Source organism: Streptococcus sp. 3.1, from assembly GCF_016648915.1.
In the GTDB taxonomy this organism is placed as follows: Bacteria; Bacillota; Bacilli; order Lactobacillales; family Streptococcaceae; genus Streptococcus; species Streptococcus salivarius_E.
Window position 1 is genome coordinate 1 of record NZ_JACLQV010000030.1, and the last position, 13,694, is coordinate 13,694.

Annotated in this window: 14 protein-coding genes; 11 read left to right on the forward strand and 3 right to left on the reverse strand. The window is 40.8% G+C overall.

Features of this window, described 5'->3' with window-relative positions; all coding sequences use genetic code 11:
• Window positions 1-130: 130 nt before the first annotated feature.
• Window positions 131-1,822: an arginine--tRNA ligase gene (gene argS, locus H7U02_RS10875; RefSeq protein WP_048790892.1), complete on the reverse strand. Its 1,692-nt coding sequence runs from the start codon at window positions 1,820-1,822 to the stop codon at window positions 131-133.
• Between the two features lie 154 nt (window positions 1,823-1,976).
• Between argS and argR the strand changes: the two genes are divergently transcribed.
• From argR to mutS, 3 genes are read left to right on the forward strand one after another with little or no spacing between them, the layout of a single operon-like run.
• Window positions 1,977-2,405 (forward strand): arginine repressor, encoded by a 429-nt coding sequence (gene argR / locus H7U02_RS10880; protein ID WP_170314548.1) that lies wholly within the window; start codon window positions 1,977-1,979, stop codon window positions 2,403-2,405.
• Window positions 2,405-2,764 (forward strand): YlbF family regulator, encoded by a 360-nt coding sequence (locus H7U02_RS10885; RefSeq protein WP_110980748.1) that lies wholly within the window; start codon window positions 2,405-2,407, stop codon window positions 2,762-2,764. Before argR ends, H7U02_RS10885 begins: the two co-directional genes overlap by 1 nt.
• A 19-nt stretch (window positions 2,765-2,783) precedes the next feature.
• Complete coding sequence (mutS, locus tag H7U02_RS10890; RefSeq protein ID WP_371514991.1) at window positions 2,784-5,315, forward strand: DNA mismatch repair protein MutS; 2,532 nt, start codon at window positions 2,784-2,786, stop codon at window positions 5,313-5,315.
• Between the two features lie 33 nt (window positions 5,316-5,348).
• Here the strand turns inward: mutS and H7U02_RS10895 are convergent, their stop codons facing one another.
• Both H7U02_RS10895 and H7U02_RS10900 read right to left on the reverse strand, forming a co-directional pair.
• On the reverse strand, window positions 5,349-5,804 hold the full coding sequence (locus tag H7U02_RS10895; protein WP_110980750.1) for a DUF3021 domain-containing protein: 456 nt from the start codon (window positions 5,802-5,804) through the stop codon (window positions 5,349-5,351).
• Complete coding sequence (locus H7U02_RS10900) at window positions 5,801-6,238, reverse strand: LytTR family DNA-binding domain-containing protein (RefSeq protein WP_181419164.1); 438 nt, start codon at window positions 6,236-6,238, stop codon at window positions 5,801-5,803. Before H7U02_RS10900 ends, H7U02_RS10895 begins: the two co-directional genes overlap by 4 nt.
• Before the next feature lie 178 nt (window positions 6,239-6,416).
• On the opposite strand from H7U02_RS10900, the gene H7U02_RS10905 reads away from it, so the two are divergent.
• From H7U02_RS10905 to spx, 8 genes are all read left to right on the forward strand, one after another.
• Entirely contained in the window at window positions 6,417-6,722 is a 306-nt protein-coding gene (locus H7U02_RS10905) for a hypothetical protein (protein WP_002886319.1), read from the forward strand.
• A gap of 49 nt (window positions 6,723-6,771) precedes the next feature.
• Window positions 6,772-8,709, forward strand: coding sequence for a DNA mismatch repair endonuclease MutL (gene mutL, locus H7U02_RS10910; RefSeq protein WP_156685502.1), 1,938 nt, complete (start codon window positions 6,772-6,774; stop codon window positions 8,707-8,709).
• 130 nt (window positions 8,710-8,839) lie between these two features.
• Window positions 8,840-9,061, forward strand: a complete 222-nt coding sequence (locus H7U02_RS10915; protein WP_037597288.1) for a hypothetical protein — start codon at window positions 8,840-8,842, stop codon at window positions 9,059-9,061.
• Window positions 9,062-9,217: 156 nt separating this feature from the next.
• Window positions 9,218-9,808: a Holliday junction branch migration protein RuvA gene (gene ruvA / locus H7U02_RS10920; RefSeq protein ID WP_037599413.1), complete on the forward strand. Its 591-nt coding sequence runs from the start codon at window positions 9,218-9,220 to the stop codon at window positions 9,806-9,808.
• Window positions 9,809-9,816: 8 nt separating this feature from the next.
• A complete protein-coding gene (locus H7U02_RS10925) occupies window positions 9,817-10,371 on the forward strand; it encodes a DNA-3-methyladenine glycosylase I (protein WP_145517477.1) in 555 nt (184 codons plus the stop codon).
• Window positions 10,372-10,467: 96 nt separating this feature from the next.
• On the forward strand, window positions 10,468-11,733 hold the full coding sequence (locus H7U02_RS10930) for a competence/damage-inducible protein A (protein WP_156685504.1): 1,266 nt from the start codon (window positions 10,468-10,470) through the stop codon (window positions 11,731-11,733).
• Window positions 11,734-11,773: 40 nt separating this feature from the next.
• Window positions 11,774-12,913 (forward strand): recombinase RecA, encoded by a 1,140-nt coding sequence (gene recA, locus H7U02_RS10935; RefSeq protein WP_002889600.1) that lies wholly within the window; start codon window positions 11,774-11,776, stop codon window positions 12,911-12,913.
• Between the two features lie 167 nt (window positions 12,914-13,080).
• Window positions 13,081-13,479: a transcriptional regulator Spx gene (gene spx, locus H7U02_RS10940; protein WP_002886328.1), complete on the forward strand. Its 399-nt coding sequence runs from the start codon at window positions 13,081-13,083 to the stop codon at window positions 13,477-13,479.
• Window positions 13,480-13,694: the final 215 nt, after the last annotated feature.

The following is a 13,694-nucleotide window of genomic DNA, read 5'->3' on the forward strand; positions in this document are numbered from 1 at the left end:
GGGAAACCATTCGGTAGGCCTTTAGGCCTCGGCCGGTAGCAGAGGCTTTCAGCCGAAGAGCAAGCCACCCGTTCTCACGGGTGGTTTTGACTGGCAATTAAAAAACGCCCTTAGGCGTTTTAAATATGGCTTACATCTCGTCTGGAGCTTCAACACCGAGAAGGCGAAGGGCTTCTTTGAGAACTGTTGCTGTTGCGTAGCAAAGAGCTAAACGGCTGTCACGTTCTGGGCTTTCGTCCAAGATACGTGTGTGTGCATAGTATTTGTTAAAGGCTTGAGCCAAGCTGATAGCAAATTTAGCAACGATAGATGGCTCAAAGTTGTCTGATGCACGGTTGATGATACGTGGGAAGTCTTGGATGAGTTTGATGATTTCCCAGCTTTCAACGTCGTTTAGGCTGTATGTAGCATCTGCAGATGGCGTGAAGTTAGCCTTGCGCAAGATAGATTGGATACGAGCGTGTGCATATTGAACGTAAGGTCCAGTTTCTCCCTCGAAGGATACCATGGCATCAAGGTCGAAGTCGTAACCATTCATACGATCTGTTTTAAGGTCGTAGAACTTGATAGCTCCGACACCGACAGCATGAGCAACAGCTTCCTTGTTAGGCAAGTTTGGATTCTTAGCTTCGATTTGAGCCTGGGCACGGTTAACAGCTTCAGCGATTGTTGGCTCAAGCAAGATAACGTTACCTTTACGAGTTGACAATTTCTTACCGTTCTTAGTTACAAGACCAAAGGCAACGTGAGTCATGTCGTCAGACCAGTCGTAGCCCATTTCTTTAAGAACAGCTTTCAACTGTTTGAAGTGAGCAGATTGTTCATTACCAACCACATAGATGGCTTTGGCAAAGTCGTAAGTACGTTTACGGTAGAGGGCAGCAGCCAAGTCACGTGTGATGTAAAGTGTCGCACCATCTGATTTTTTGATGAGGGCTGGGTGTTCGATACCGTATTTTTCAAGGTTAACCACTTGGGCACCTTGAGATTCTTGGAGAAGTCCTTTTTCTGTCAAGATGTCAACGACTTCATCCATCTTATCATTGTAGAAGGCTTCACCGTTGTAGCTATCAAAAGAAACACCGAGTTCATCGTAAAGACGGTTGAATTCCACCAAGCTTTCGTCACGGAACCATTGCCAAAGGGCAGTTGCTTCCTCGTCACCAGCTTCCAATTTGCGGAACCATTCACGAGCTTCTTTGTCTACAGATGGGTCTTCTTCAGCTTCGGCATTGATACGCACATAAAGTTGAAGGAGTTCGTTGATAGGGTTAGCTTTGACAGCTTCCTCGCTACCCCATTTCTTATAGGCAACAATCAGCATACCAAACTGTTTACCCCAGTCACCCAAGTGGTTGATGCGGACTGGTTTGTAGCCTTGTTTAGCTACGATGTTGGCAAGAGCATCAGCGATAACTGTTGAACGCAAGTGACCGATAGAGAAAGGTTTAGCGATGTTAGGACTAGACATATCAAAGGCGATGTTACGTCCGTGACCGATGTTTTGGTCAGCGTAGTGGCTGCCTTGAGCGATAACTTGTCCAAGAACGTCCGCTGAGATTTTTGATTTATCAAGGAAGAAGTTGATATAAGGACCAACAGCTTCAACTTTTTCAAAGTTTGAGGCATCGATTTTTTCAGCGATGTCTGCTGCAATCATCTGAGGAGCCTTGCGCAAGACTTTAGCCAATGAGAAGGCAGGAAAGGCGAGGTCCCCCATGTCAGCATTTTTAGGGGTTTCAAGCAGATTTTGAATGTTTTCTTGTTCCAATTCGGGAACAACTTTGGCAATTTCTGCTGCAATGAGTTCTTTAGTATTCATAGGTACTCCATTTCAAATCTTGTCATTCATACCTATTTTACCATTATTTTAGTTAATAGGGTAGGGACAAGAAAGCATCTATTAGGAAGTATTTCATGAAAAAATACAAAAATTCTGTTATAATATGCAAAGAATATACATAAAAAGAGGAAAGATAATGAAGAGAGATCGTCAAGCTGTTATCAAACAGATGATTTCAAGAGATAAGATTGGGACACAAGAGGAAATTAAGCAACGCTTAGAGGCGGAAGGCATCACGGTTACTCAGGCTACCTTATCACGTGACTTGCGTGAGATTGGCCTCTTGAAGCTTCGTGATGAAGAAGGCAGACTCTACTATAGTTTGTCTGAGCATGTGCTTCCAAGTTTGGACCCTACGGTTAAGGACTATGTCAAATCAGTTTCCCGTGCTCAGTTTATGCTGGTTCTCCATACAGAATTGGGTGAAGCAGATGTTTTGGCTAACCTGATTGATAGTGACGGCAATCCTGAAATTTTAGGAACTGTTGCTGGCGCAGATACTCTATTGGTAATCTGTAAGGATGCTGTGGTTGCTGAAAAATTGGAAAGCGAGTTTCACTGATGAAGACTCCTCATCAGGATCTCCAAAAAGCTAAAGAAGAGTTAATCGACCTCCTCAAACACCATGAGGCGGTTCTTGCTTTTCAAGAGGCTGAGAAAGCTATCAAGCAGGTGCCACAAATCAGTCATCTGGCTGGACAGATGAAGGCTTACCAACAAGAAGCAGTACTTTTTCAAAAAATTGAGAAACAACGTGCCTATGAGGAGGCAGGTGAGCAGGCGGATTTGATTCAACATGAGTTGGAAAATTTGCCCATTGTTCAGGACTACCGTCAAAAAATGCAAGATGCCAGTGACTTGATCCAATATGTGACCAAGTCTATCGAAGAAAGGATTAACGAGGAGTTAAGACATGGCTAAGGAAAAAATATCTCCAGGAATGCAGCAGTATTTGGATATCAAGGAAAATTATCCAGATGCTTTTTTGCTCTTTCGTATGGGTGATTTTTACGAATTATTTTACGAAGATGCTGTTAAGGCTGCCCAGATTTTGGAAATTAGTCTAACCAGTCGTAATAAGAACGCCGATAATCCCATTCCTATGGCGGGTGTACCTTATCACTCAGCTCAAGCTTATATTGATGTCTTGGTTGAGATGGGCTACAAGGTAGCCATTGCTGAGCAGATGGAGGATCCTAAACAGGCTGTTGGCGTGGTTAAGCGTGAGGTGGTTCAGGTTATCACCCCAGGTACAGTGGTTGACAGCTCTAAACCTGATAATGCTAATAATTTCTTGGTGGCCATTGACAAGGCTGGAAGTCGTTTTGGTCTGGCCTATATGGATGTGTCAACGGGTGAATTTTTTGCGACAGAGTTGGACGATTTCAGTTCAGTTTGTAGTGAAATTCAGAACCTTAAGGCACGTGAAGTAGTGGTTGGTTACGATTTACCCGAAGCTGATGAACAAATTTTGGTGAAGCAACTCAACCTTCTACTTTCCAAGGAAACAGTGGTTTACGATGATGTCCACTTGATTGACACTAGCTTGACAGATTTGGAAAGCAGTGTAGCGGGTAAACTTCTCCAGTATGTGCACCGTACTCAGATGCGTGAGCTCAGCCATTTACAAAAGGCTCAGCACTATGAGATTAAGGATTACTTGCAGATGTCCTATGCGACCAAGTCGAGTTTGGATTTACTGGAAAATGCTAGAACAGGCAAGAAACACGGTTCTCTTTTCTGGCTCTTGGATGAAACCAAGACAGCTATGGGAATGCGTCTCTTACGTACTTGGATTGATAGACCTTTAGTGAATCAGGCTGCAATCGTGGAGCGTCAGAATATTATTCAAGTTTTCTTGGACAATTTCTTCGAGCGTAGTGATCTGACTGAGAGTCTTAAAGGGGTTTACGATATTGAGCGCTTGGCTAGTCGTGTTTCCTTCGGAAAGGCTAACCCTAAAGATTTGATTCAGCTAGGTCATACCCTAGCTCAGGTTCCAGTAATTAAGGCGATTTTGGAGTCTTTTGATGACGAGGCCTTGTCACGTCTTTTACAAGAGTTAGATGCTCTGCCAGAATTAGAGAGTCTGATTCGGTCGGCTATTGATCCCGATGCTCCTGCAACCATTACAGAAGGTGGTATTATCCGTGCTGGTTTTGATGAGACCTTGGACAAGTATCGCAAGGTGATGAGCGAGGGGACGTCATGGATTGCAGACATCGAAGCCAAGGAACGTGAAGCGTCTGGTATTACAACACTAAAAATTGATTATAACCGTAAAGATGGTTATTACTTCCATGTGACCAACTCTAACCTTAGCTTGGTTCCTGACCATTTCTTCCGCAAGGCAACCCTGAAAAATTCAGAGCGTTTTGGAACTGCTGAGTTGGCTAAGATTGAAGGTGAAATGCTAGAGGCACGTGAAAAGTCATCAACGCTAGAGTATGATATTTTCATGCGTGTCCGTGAGCAGGTGGAACGCTATATTGATCGTTTGCAATCTTTGGCTAAGGCTATTGCGACAGTCGATGTGCTTCAGAGTTTGGCAGTTACAGCAGAGACTAATCATTATGTTCGTCCTGTGTTCAATGATGAGCATCGTATCGTTATTGATCAAGGCCGTCATGCGGTGGTTGAGAAGGTTATGGGTGTTCAGGAATACATTCCAAACACGATTACCTTTGACAGTCAGACCAATGTTCAGCTCATCACAGGACCAAACATGAGTGGTAAATCTACTTATATGCGTCAGTTGGCCTTGTCAGTTGTTATGGCTCAGATGGGCTCTTACGTGCCAGCAGATAGTATTGATTTGCCAGTTTTTGACGCCATCTATACACGTATTGGTGCTGCAGATGACCTGATTTCAGGTCAGTCAACCTTCATGGTTGAGATGATGGAGGCTAACCAGGCCATTAAGCGGGCGACACCTAATTCCTTGATTATTTTTGATGAGTTGGGACGTGGGACAGCCACCTATGATGGTATGGCTTTGGCCCAGTCTATCATTGAGTTTATTCATGACAAGGTGGGGGCTAAAACCATGTTTGCTACCCATTATCATGAGTTGACAGCCCTGTCAAATACTTTGACACACCTTGTCAACGTTCATGTGGCGACACTTGAAAAGGACGGAGAGGTGACTTTCCTTCACAAGATTGTCGATGGCCCAGCCGATAAATCTTATGGTATTCATGTGGCTAAGATTGCAGGTTTACCAGCAGATTTACTGGAACGTGCTGACACCATCTTGACACAACTAGAGGGCGAGACAGTTACCATCCAACCTCAGGAAAAGGTATCGCCTCAAGAGAAGCCTGCCACTGAAACGCATATCAACGAGCAAATCTCTCTCTTTGATGATTTTACTGAAAATCCGGTTCTTCAAGAGTTACGTGATTTGGACATTTACAATATGACACCGATGCAAGTCATGATGGCTGTAGCAGATTTAAAACAGAAACTATAAAAGAAGCTTGTCGATTGACAGGCTTCTTGTCTTTTATAGGTGTTTCAATTCTTGGTTGAGTTGTTCAATATCCTTTTTCATTTTCCAATAAGAGAAGACCCAAACGAGGAGATAGATAAGGCTGAATTCAATGACTAGCTCCAAGTAGAAAGTTAAACGTAGAGGGAACCATCCGCTGAGGGTAGCTAGTGGAATGAAACCTAGACAGGTTAAGGCGTAGTGAGTGAGGGTTGTACGAAGCAAACTCCATTCAGCCTTACGGAAAATATAACTAGCGACTTCAAAGAGGATACCGATAGCAAACCAAGTGATGAGGCAGTAGGCCAATACCAAAGATCCGTGAACCTGATGTGACGTCATCCATTGTCCAATAGCTGAATGAGGATTAAGAGGCATGTAGCTTGGTGCCCAGATAAGAGACATAATCATGGATACGACAAGTCCGATAAGGATGCCTTTTGTGCCTGATTTAAAAAGTTGCTTTTTCATTGTAATTTCTCCTTTATTGCTTTGAGGTAACGGCGTGATGAGTAGGTGGTTTCCTTGTTTTTTAGGTGAATTTCAACGAGGCCATTAGGGGTAATGTTGAAGCGTTTAATTTCTTTAAGGTTGACAATCTCTGATTGTGAGATTTTGATAAAGTAAGATGGCAGTTTTTCTAAAACTTGATAGAGACGTAAGCCTAAGTGGTAATCTCCTTGAATAGTTTCAGCTAGAACTTGGCGATTTTCGATGTAAATTCTGGAAATAGCATTAGACTCGATGAGATAAGTTTCGCCATCTTTTTTTCCTCTGAGTCGTTGGTTATCATCCAAAGATTCGACAAACTCGACAACTTGTTGAATCTTGGGCGTCCGACTAGGTGCCTGAATCTGCAACATTTCTTCTTGAAATACTGAGTCAATCTGAACTTTTATTTTCATAACTATCCTTTCTTATTGGTAATTGAGGAGGCCTCCTCCCTTTCACACCTTTATTAAACACTATTTACTAGTCCACAGCAATAGCGTTTGTCTATGTGGTCCTGTATGGTGTCTAAGTGGTTGAAAATATTTTCGAAAACCCCTATACTTAATGAAAACGTACTGACGAGGTAATCACATGAAATCTATAATGAAATGGCTAGCAGGAATTTTTCTTGCCTGCAGTCTGATTTTGAGCTTTTTTACACCTTTTGAAAAGGCACTAACACTGAACTTGCTTTTACTTTATTTCTTTGTTAAGCAGTTTATGGATTCGACAAGTTCACCCAAAACCTACCAATGGATTTTCCAAGTCATCTACCTCTTGATTTTTTCTGGGCTCATTTGGTTCAACCTTCGTCATGGGGATATGATTGTTATAGCCACAGCCTTATCTTGGCTAACAGTTGTGTGTGAGTTATGGCTTTATAGGAAGCATCAGTAACAGTTAGAAACATTGTTCTCTCAACCTTTTAGAAGGGAAAATAATAATTATGCCAAAAATCATCGAATTGCCTGAGGTGTTAGCCAACCAGATTGCTGCTGGTGAGGTCGTAGAGCGTCCAGCTAGTGTTGTCAAAGAGTTAGTGGAAAATGCTATTGATGCAGGCAGCACCCAGATTACTATTGAAGTTGAAGAATCAGGCCTCTCAAAAATTCAAATTACAGACAATGGCGAAGGAATGGCTCAAGCTGATGTAGCCATGAGTTTGCGCCGTCATGCAACAAGTAAAATCAAAAATCAAGGAGACCTCTTTCGTATTCGAACTCTTGGTTTTCGAGGTGAGGCCCTGCCATCGATAGCTTCTATCAGTCATCTTACCATTGTGACGGCGGCTGATGGAGAAGCCTATGGGACTAAACTGGTTGCCAAGGGTGGGGAAATTGAGAGTCAGGATCCTATTTCAACACCAGTTGGAACAAAGATTACCGTTGAAAACTTATTTTATAATACCCCTGCTCGTCTCAAGTATATGAAGAGTTTACAGGCCGAGTTGGCTCATATTGTCGATGTTGTCAATCGTCTGAGTCTAGCTCATCCCGAAGTTGCCTTCACCTTGCTTAATGACGGTCGTCAGTTGACACAGACCTCAGGTACTGGAGACCTCCGTCAAGCTATTGCCGGGATTTATGGTTTGACAACGGCTAAAAAAATGGTGGAAATTTCAAATTCTGACCTTGATTTTGAAGTTTCTGGCTATGTCAGCCTTCCTGAATTAACTCGTGCAAATCGTAACTACATCACAATTCTCATTAACGGACGCTATATAAAAAACTTCCTGCTTAACCGTTCTATTTTTGATGGTTATGGTTCTAAACTCATGGTAGGACGCTTCCCTATTGCGGTTATTGATATTCAAATTGATCCCTATTTGGCTGATGTCAATGTTCACCCAACAAAACAGGAAGTACGTATCTCTAAAGAAAAGGAGCTTATGGCCCTCATCAGCTCTGCCATTGCTCAAAGTCTTAGAGAGCAGGATTTAATTCCAGATGCCCTTGAAAATTTAGCCAAGTCAAGTACTAGAGGTGCAACTAAGCCAGTTCAGACGAGTCTCCCACTCAAACAGACCAATCTTTACTATGATAGCAGTCGTAATGATTTCTTTGTCAAACCAGAGACAGTCCAAGAGGATATCAAACCACTCGTGTCAGAGTCTCCAGTTTCATCGGTAGAAAACAAACCGCAACCTTCTGTTAAACAAGCACAACGTTCAGCAGATGAAAGTGATAGTGAACACGAAAAACTTGATTATAAAAACAAGTCGAAAATGAAGCGCATGCTTGAAAATCTGGACAATGAGGAAACCTCAACCTTCCCTGAGTTGGAGTTTTTTGGTCAAATGCATGGAACCTATCTCTTTGCTCAAGGACAAGGTGGACTTTACATCATTGACCAGCATGCTGCCCAAGAACGTGTCAAGTATGAGTACTATCGCGAAAAGATTGGTGAGGTTGACAGTAGTTTACAACAGCTCTTGGTTCCCTATCTCTTTGAATTTTCAGGGGCAGATTACATTAGTTTACAAGAAAAAATGCCTCTTCTTAACCAGGTTGGTATCTATTTGGAGCCTTATGGGAATAACACCTTCATTCTTCGTGAACATCCTATCTGGATGAAGGAAGAAGAGATTGAATCTGCAGTCTATGAGATGTGCGACATGCTTCTTTTGACGAATGAAGTGTCTGTCAAAACCTACCGTGCTGAGTTAGCCATCATGATGAGTTGTAAACGTTCAATCAAGGCGAATCATGCTCTCGATGATTACTCTGCGCGTGACCTTCTAGTACAGCTTGCACAGTGTAAAAACCCCTATAATTGCCCCCACGGACGTCCTGTACTTGTCAACTTTACAAAATCTGATATGGAAAAAATGTTCCGTCGAATTCAAGAAAATCATACCAGTCTACGTGACCTAGGGAAGTATTAAAACTTTTTTTCGTCTTACTTTACGAATAGGAATGTTAGATTTATAATAGTGGTGAAGACAAGGGATCTTCTAATGTTTTAGCACATCATTGTAGGATGATTGACTGATTTTTAAGTTAGGAGGTAGAGTGATGAGACACCTAACAAAAACTAATAAACACTTTTTACTTGTTGGCTTAACATTTTTAGCGACTAGCTTGATTTTCTATATTTTGGCTTGGTTAGGTCGACCAAGTTTGGAGAATGCCCTAGTAAATGTTTCTAGCATTGCCTTTACTTTAGGCGTTGTAACATATATTCTATTAGGTCTAAAGATGATTACAGATACTTTAAAGACGAGTAGTCATCCTTAAAATGGAGCAAACAGAATCCACTTTCGAGTGGATTTTTTGTTACAATAGTACAGCAGTGCTTGAGATGACAAATAAACACTCAAGACAATTATCTTATAAGTATAAAATAACAAAGCAATCCATTGAAGATACTAACGAGAAAGGAAATCACACGCTATGTATGATTACATCAAGGGAACTCTAGTGAAAATTACTGCCAAGTATATTGTTATAGAAGCAAACGGCCTAGGTTATATTGTCACTGTAGCGAACCCATATAGTTTTTCTGACCAGATGAATCAGACTATCCAAGTTTACCTTCATCAGGTTATTAGGGATGACGCCCACCTTCTTTTTGGTTTCCATACTGAAGATGAAAAAGAAGTCTTCCTTAAGCTTATTTCAGTTTCTGGAATAGGTCCGACGACTGCTCTAGCCATTGTTGCTGTAGATGATAATCAAGGCTTGGTGGCTGCCATTGATAATAGTGACATCAAGTACCTGATGAAGTTTCCAAAGATTGGTAAAAAGACAGCCCAGCAAATGGTTTTGGACTTGGCAGGGAAATTTGCAGAGTTACCAACAGAAACGACCAAGACGACACCAAGTCAACCTGAAGGAAATCATCAGTTGGATGAGGCTATGGAAGCTTTGCTTGCTCTAGGTTATAAAGCTGCAGAACTTAAGAAAATCAAAGCCTTCTTCGAAGGTACTAATGAAACGGCAGAGCAATACATTAAATCAGCTCTTAAGATGTTGATGAAATGAGGTAAGCAATGGTCAATCGTTGTCGTTGGGTTCCAACAAACAATAAATTATATTGTGATTATCATGACAAGGAGTGGGGAAAGCCTATTGGTGACGATCAAAAACTTTTTGAGCTACTTTGCTTAGAAAGTTATCAGTCAGGACTTTCTTGGTTAACTGTTTTAAATAAACGTCAGGCCTTTAATCGTGTTTTTCATAACTATGATATTGAGCGTGTTGCCCAGTTTAGCCTAAGTGAACTTGAAGAAGCGCTTCAAAATCCGGATATTATTCGTCACAAACTTAAGCTAGAAGCAACCGTAAATAATGCCAAACAAGTACTAAAACTCCAAGATGAATTTGGCTCCTTGTCCCATTATTTTTGGCAGTTCTTTGACGGAAAGCCCTTGGTAAATAATGTTCCCACATATAAGGACGTCCCATCATCGACTGATTTATCCCAACAGATTGCCAAAAATCTAAAAAAGAGAGGGTTCAAATTTTTAGGACCGACTACTATATATTCATTTTTACAAGCCGCAGGATTTGTGAATGATCATGAAAATAACTGTGACTTCAAATAAATGAGTGGATTTGATTGACAAGACGAGGAAAACATGTTAGTTTATAAACGAACGTGTTTTTGAGATTATTTTACGAATAGTAATATAGGTGAACCAATGAAAGCTGAATTGATTGCAGTAGGAACCGAAATCCTAACCGGGCAAATCACCAATACCAATGCCCAATTTTTATCTGAGAAACTAGCTGAACTAGGAATCGATGTATATTTTCACACCGCAGTAGGTGATAATGAAAACCGCCTACTCTCAGTTCTTGATCAGGCTAGTCAACGTAGTGATTTAGTTATTCTTTGTGGTGGACTTGGCCCTACTGAGGATGACTTAACCAAGCAAACCCTAGCTAAGTTCTTAGGAAAAAAACTTGTTTTTGATGAGGAGGCAAGTAAAAAGCTGGACAGTTTCTTTGCTACTCGCCCTAAACACACACGAACGCCTAATAATGAACGTCAAGCGCAAATTGTTGAGGGGGCTATCCCCTTGCAAAATCCTACAGGTCTTGCAGTTGGAGGCGTCATTACTGCTCAAGGGGTGACCTATGTAGTCTTACCTGGTCCACCAAGTGAACTCAAACCTATGGTGAATCAGGAACTTGTTCCAGCACTTACTGAGAATCACGCAAGTCTTTATTCGAGAGTCCTAAGATTCTTTGGCGTTGGAGAAAGTCAATTGGTGACTATTCTGAAGGATTTTATTGTTAACCAAACAGATCCAACCATAGCTCCATACGCTAAAGTGGGGGAAGTAACACTTCGCTTGTCTACAAAGGCTTCTTCACGAGAAGAAGCAGATCAAAAACTAGATGTTTTAGAAAAACAAATTCGTTCTACTAAAACTCTAGATGGCAAATCCTTATCTGATTTTATTTATGGGTATGGAGAGTCTAATAGTTTAGCCTTTGAAGCTTTTCGTTTGCTTAAGAACCATGGCAAGACTATCACTGCAGCTGAAAGCCTAACAGCAGGTTTATTTCAGGCTAGTATTGCTGATTTTTCAGGAGCCTCACAAGTATTTAAAGGCGGCTTTGTTACTTACAGCATTGAAGAAAAATCTAAAATGTTGGATATTCCCTTGTCGCAACTAGAAGAACATGGTGTTGTCAGTCATTTTACTGCAGAAAAAATGGCTGAAGGTGCCCGAGCTAAAACAGATAGCGATTACGGAATTGCACTTACCGGTGTAGCTGGACCAGATTCATTAGAAGGACACCCAGCAGGTACAGTATTTATTGGTATTGCTGATAGGAATCAAGTAAGGTCAATCAAGGTTGTTATAGGTGGAAGAAGTCGTTCTGACGTTAGATATATTAGTACCCTCTATGCCTTTAACCTAGTTCGCCAAGCTTTATTACAAGAGACAACTTGATTTAAGTTTGTCTTTAACTATAGAAAGAAGAGGAAAATAAGTGGCTAAGAAAACAAAGAAAACAGAAGAAATTACAAAGAAATTTGGAGATGAGCGTCGTAAAGCACTTGATGATGCTTTGAAGAATATTGAAAAAGATTTTGGTAAGGGTGCAGTTATGCGTCTTGGTGAGCGTGCAGAGCAGAAGGTTCAGGTTATGAGCTCAGGCTCGCTAGCTTTGGATATTGCTCTTGGTGCAGGTGGTTATCCTAAAGGTCGTATTATCGAAATTTACGGACCAGAATCATCAGGTAAAACGACTGTAGCCCTCCATGCTGTTGCTCAGACGCAAAAAGAAGGCGGAATCGCTGCCTTTATCGATGCAGAGCATGCCCTTGACCCTGCTTATGCGGCAGCACTAGGTGTTAATATCGATGAGCTTCTTTTGTCACAACCTGATTCAGGTGAGCAAGGTCTCGAAATTGCAGGTAAGCTGATTGACTCTGGTGCAGTTGATTTGGTTGTTGTTGACTCAGTTGCGGCCTTGGTACCACGTGCAGAAATTGATGGAGATATTGGTGACAGTCATGTTGGGCTTCAAGCGCGTATGATGAGTCAAGCCATGCGTAAGCTATCTGCATCTATTAATAAAACAAAAACAATTGCTATCTTCATTAACCAATTGCGTGAAAAAGTTGGTATTATGTTTGGTAATCCAGAAACAACACCTGGTGGACGTGCTCTGAAATTCTATGCATCAGTACGTCTTGATGTACGTGGAAATACGCAAATCAAAGGGACTGGTGATAAAAAAGACCAAAATGTTGGTAAGGAAACTAAAATCAAGGTTGTCAAAAATAAGGTTGCTCCACCATTTAAAGAAGCCTTTGTCGAAATTATGTATGGTGAAGGGATTTCACAAACAGGTGAGCTTGTAAAAATCGCTAGTGATTTAGGAATTATTCAAAAAGCCGGAGCATGGTTCTCATATAATGGAGAGAAGATTGGTCAAGGATCTGAAAATGCTAAAAAATATTTGGCAGATCATCCAGATATTTTTGAAGAAATTGATCATAAAGTACGTGTACACTATGGTTTGATTGAACCAGATGAAGAGGATAGTGTTGAAGAAGCACAAGTTGAAGAAACGTCTGATGAACTTGTTTTGGACCTTGATTCAACCATTGAAATTGAAGAATAAGTGTAAAAGAGCCGAAGAGCTCTTTTTCTCTTTGATTTAATCTAAGTAAAAAAATCTATGATAATTGAAAAAGTCCCCTTAGATTCAAAATAGGTCGCTAGACCGATTTCTTAAACTAAGGACAATGATAAGATAATAGTATCATGTGACAGAAAGAGAGAATTAACATGATTAAGATTTATACAATCTCAAGTTGTACAAGTTGTAAAAAAGCAAAAACATGGTTGAACAACCATCAACTTCCTTATAAAGAACAAAACCTTGGTAAAGAACCACTTACAAAAGAAGAAATCTTAAACATCCTATCAAAAACAGAGAATGGTGTTGAGAGCATTGTTTCATCAAAAAATCGCTATGCTAAAGCTCTAAATTGTGATATCGACGAGCTCAGTGTTAGTGAAGTGATTGATTTGATTCAAGAAAACCCAAGAATCTTGAAAAGTCCAATCTTAATTGATGATAAGAGATTGCAAGTGGGTTATAAAGAAGATGACATCCGTGCGTTCTTACCGCGCTCAATACGAAATGTCGAAAATTCACAAGCACGCATGCGAGCAGCTCTATAAAAAATGAAAAAAGGAGATACTAGAGATCTTCTTTTTGCTTTCACTTATTGCATAGAAAATAAGTATTGACATTGGTTCACAAACTTGATAGACTAATAAAGTCTCAAGGAAATTGTTCATTGACTGAAAAAGTTTGAAAAAACTTTAAAAAAGTTATTGACAAGATAAGTCAGAGATGATATTATAAATAAGCTGTTTCGGAAGAGACGGCGAAC